This is a genomic window from uncultured Citricoccus sp., assembly GCF_937871995.1.
Taxonomy (GTDB): domain Bacteria; phylum Actinomycetota; class Actinomycetes; order Actinomycetales; family Micrococcaceae; genus Citricoccus.
The window spans coordinates 1-4,003 of sequence record NZ_CALMQR010000046.1; the positions used below are offsets into that span (position 1 = coordinate 1).

General features: G+C 62.9%; 5 protein-coding genes. 4 read left to right on the top strand and 1 reads right to left on the bottom strand.

The genetic code is table 11. The features are described 5' to 3' along the window. Positions 1-810 (top strand): hypothetical protein (locus tag Q0283_RS04120; RefSeq protein WP_298043223.1); only part of this gene is annotated, 810 nt, incomplete at its 5' end. Positions 811-937: 127 nt separating this feature from the next. Here the strand turns inward: Q0283_RS04120 and Q0283_RS04125 are convergent. After that, entirely contained in the window at positions 938-1,360 is a 423-nt protein-coding gene (locus tag Q0283_RS04125; RefSeq protein ID WP_298043225.1) for a hypothetical protein, read from the bottom strand. Here Q0283_RS04125 and Q0283_RS17610 point away from each other — a divergent pair. The 3 genes from Q0283_RS17610 to Q0283_RS04140 all read left to right on the top strand — a co-directional run. Continuing rightward, a complete protein-coding gene (locus tag Q0283_RS17610; RefSeq protein WP_366133900.1) occupies positions 1,359-1,856 on the top strand; it encodes a transposase in 498 nt (165 codons plus the stop codon). The two genes, Q0283_RS04125 and Q0283_RS17610, sit on opposite strands and share 2 nt — an antisense overlap. Before the next feature lie 159 nt (positions 1,857-2,015). Next, complete coding sequence (locus tag Q0283_RS04135) at positions 2,016-2,720, top strand: hypothetical protein (protein WP_298043229.1); 705 nt, start codon at positions 2,016-2,018, stop codon at positions 2,718-2,720. 1,159 nt (positions 2,721-3,879) lie between these two features. Continuing rightward, a partial coding sequence (locus tag Q0283_RS04140; protein WP_298043231.1) for a histone-like nucleoid-structuring protein Lsr2 occupies positions 3,880-4,003 on the top strand: 124 nt, incomplete at its 3' end.

Consider the following 4,003-nt stretch of genomic DNA (forward strand, 5'->3'; position numbering starts at 1 on the left):
AGCAACGCCTCACAGCGTCACAGATCAGATGTCACCTATTCGTGCAGCAGTCCCAATTGGCCCGACAGAGGCTTCGATCCCACCGCTCATCTCACCGAGAGAACCAAGCAAAGATTCCAGCGTATCGGATCCGATGGGCGGGCACTGGAGCGCTGGACTGCAAATCAGAAGACCAAGGCGCTGCATCTCGGGACTTACGAGGCGGCGATCGAGAACATGCTTAGACGGATGAGTGATCAGGACAGCGCCGATGATCAGTTCTATCTGTATCGGGTTCGCCTCAGCCCCAACGCCGCCATCGAAACAGGTGTACACAAAGAGCCCGTCAACTGGGTGGGTGACGTGCAGATGGTCGAGGTGTGCGCCCCTGGCATCAACACGTTCCGCTACGTGAACGCCCACGAGGACCCGTCAAGCATTTCTCTCGCGGTCACACTGCACGCGATCCAGGCTGTACAGGGCATCCCTGTTCCGTTACCAGTCGATGCGGCACATCCGTGGGTGCGCGCCGCGGCGGCGCGATTGCTGGAAGCGGCGTCACTGCCTGCACCGCAACCAGAAACGAGACTCGAGCTCATGCGACGGCATATGCCTTCGGCGCTCTCTGACGAAGCACGCATACTGGAAAAAGAAGTCGCTGACACGTTACCGTCAAGGCTTCGCCACCGATTACATGCGCACTTTGACGAAGTGAGCCTGACGACGGACCCCTGCGCCTTCCCCGCGAAGCTGACCGGTCTGGCTCAGCTCGTCAGGGATCCGTCAGCTGCACTGGACCTGCTCGACGCCGAGCCATGGCGAGAGGTCTGACCGAACCACCCCTTATCGAGTGTAGGAAAACGCATTACTGGCGCGTGCTGCTGCATCCCGCCAAGGATCCGCCATCGGGCACTTGGGCCCAGTCAATCCACGCGGATATATATGTGTGGGCCTCTCCTTAACTCCGACTGTGAGGCTCGAGCCCGTGGTTCAGCTGTGCCCATAGGCGGTTTCGCTCGGCGCCGGTGACGAGCGTCGAGTCGAAGTCGATTTCCTGATCGATCGCCGGGTCCCATGTGGAGAAGTGTCCGTGGCGTAGTTCCTCCACCGCATACCACCCGGGGCCATAGTCTTCTTCGCAGTACTCGTGCCGGCCGTCGGCCCAATGCACCTGGCTCCACATTTGTTCTTGCTGGTCCCAGAAGAACGGCAGCGAACGCATGGGCATCACGGAGGTCGTCACCCATCCGCGGACCTCGCCGTCCAACGACAGTTGCCACACCGCCTCACGGAACACGTCCAGTTTCGGGTTCTGTGGCCAGTTCGTTTCGTCCAAGCCAAACCACTTATCGCGCCATCCCATCGTCCCGTTGTAGCCCATGCAGTGGGACGAGCAGCATCAGCGACATAGCGTCCGTCCGGGGATCCCGCGGCGGACTGAGCAGCAAGATCCACCTGGCTGTGGACGGACGGGGCCTGCCGATCAGCGTGCTCTGCATTGCCGGTCAGGCCGGGAACAACCCCCAACTGGTGCCGCTGCTGGAGCAGAGCAGCGTCAGCAGCCCCGGAGCCGACCGGAGGCGGTGATCTCCGACAAGGCCTACTCCCACCCCTCGACCCACAAGGCAATGCGGGCCTGCGGGGCGCGGTTCACCAGCCCCGAGAAGTCCGACCAGATCGCCCACCGTCAGGCCAAGGGCTCCGCCGGCGGCCGCCCGCCGACCTTCGACCAGGACGAGTGCAAGCGGCGCAACGTCGTCGAACGATGCTTCGCCCGGCTCAAACAGTTCCGCGATCTGGCCGCCCGGTACGCCAAACGTGCCGCGTACTACGCCGCTGAACTCGCCATCGCCGCCACCGTGTTCTGGCTCCGCTGAGCTTGCAGGACAGGCTCTAGTTATAGCCGCACCAAGGCACCATCGAGCGCACCACCTCACCAGGTTCTGAAAGCGAACGGGAACCACCTCCTGCCCAGTGACATTCACTCGTCGGTAGCGCACCAAACCGCGATCTGACTTGCTTCTAAGATGTTCATCATGAGCGAACCGAGGCCTGATGGCGCCATGGAGTCCTTCCCAGAACTGAACCCTATTCCAGGCCCCGACAGCCCCGCCTACTGGCTGGCGCGGTTCAACGCTGAGGTAGGGAGCAATCCCTCCCAGGAGGATCTCGAAGCCTTCGGATTCACCTCCGAGGAGATCGAGTCCCTCGGGCTGTTCAAGTGGGTCTGGCCCACGCTGCCGCCCGACACCATCGGGATGCTGGTCAAGCAGTTGGTGTTCCGTCGGAGTGAGGCAGAGCGCGCCCTGAAAGACCCAGCCGTCAATCGGGTGCTCCAAAAGCGCCGTGTCGAGCGCATGAGGCAGACCGACCCGGCGGCCAATGCGAACGAGGTGAAGGCCCTCTCGCTGGTCATCGAGGTTGAGAAGGTGGGCATTCACAAGCTCGAACTCACCGCAGCCCATAAGTGGCGAGAACGGCACCGCCGGGCCATTGAGGCAGGGACCAAGCCTGCCTATGCCGAACTGGACGAATGGACGAAGGCCAGGCTGATGATCCAGGTCGTCCGGCACGACCACAGCAACTACGACCAGGCCTGGCGCCAGTTCCATGACCAGCCGGGCGCGGAGGCCTGCTTCGAGGTCATCCGAGCCAAGACGGCAGAGGCCATCAAGAAGGCCTACCCCGACAGCCTCGCCATGTGGGTAAACGCTGCCATGGTCGACTCCATCACCCCGTAGGCCCAGCACGGGGAGCACCCCCTCGGTCATTTTTGTGTCCCCCCGGGAAAAGCAAGAGCGCTTCCAATTAGCACGCTTAACCCTCAGCCCCAAGGCCTCCGCCCCATACCCCCAGACAGCACGGTGGTCGCGCGTAGCGTGGATGGGCCGGTCTGTGGATTTGATCGCTAAATGGCGGCCTTCTGTGATCGCTTGATAGCGGCCCCGACCATGGGCTCAGACGCGTCCGTGGAGAGATCCGCTTACGGGCGCGGATCATCTCACCGTAGGTCTTCGGCGGACTGAACGAACGGGCGCCCGGTGGCGCGTCGACGTTAGGAGCGAAGGATCCCCGCGCGGGGGTTGTTCCTCGCTTTGACGGACGGTCAATCTAACTCGCTGGTAACATTGTGGGTCGCGGCGGCCATCCCCCATACCGTGTCGCCGCCTGGCCGTGGTGAATGCGAGTTCCGCGGCCCCGACCGCCCTCCGCACATCCCCTCCGAGGCGGAGGGCGGTCCTTCATCTCCCGGCAATGTCCCGCCCTTGCGGATCACCGACGCAGACCTGCACTGGCAACGGGCACGGGTGGACCCGGGCCTGTACCTCCATAGGTATTGATAAAATCGCTCCTTGTCGCGGCGTGCTTTCGTGGGGCCATGCGGAACAGGTGCACCGGAGCGTGCGCCCCAGTTATCACGTGCATGCCAACGAATATCAACCAGGGGAGGTGTCGTCGTGCTGGTTCTGCTGTGCTCGTCGGGGCTTCGTTGGGCGACGTCAGGTCGAGCGTGATCCGACCTGGGGACCCGTTGCCTCTGGGGTCATCTGCCATTGGGTGCTGCCCCGCTGAGACCGAGTACAACGGTTTCGTGGTGGTCTGCGTCTTCGAAAGCGGCCACGGCGGTCAGCACGTCGCCAGCGATGGCGAGTACGCGTTGGCCGTCTGGGACTAGGTCCCGCTAGGCAGCTGCACTCAACGACGCCGCCGGACAGGACGTCCAGTGAGTGGCATGAGCTTGCACCTCTTGACCCGCACGCTGGCCTTTCGAAGCAGCGGCCCCGGCTCGTGCCGCAGTGGGTTCCGTAGCGATTCGTCCTCCATGATTCAGTTCTGAGACCCTGATATCTGTTGAATATCAGTCCTAGTGGGCCGCGCAGAACCGCGGCAGGGAGAGCGATGGCGCAGCAAGTGAAGACAGTTCTGGTCGATGACCTCACGGGTGAACCGGCCACCGAAACCGTCCAGTTCGGTGTCGACGGCCGGCACTACGAGCTCGACCTGACCAAGGACAACGCCAAGC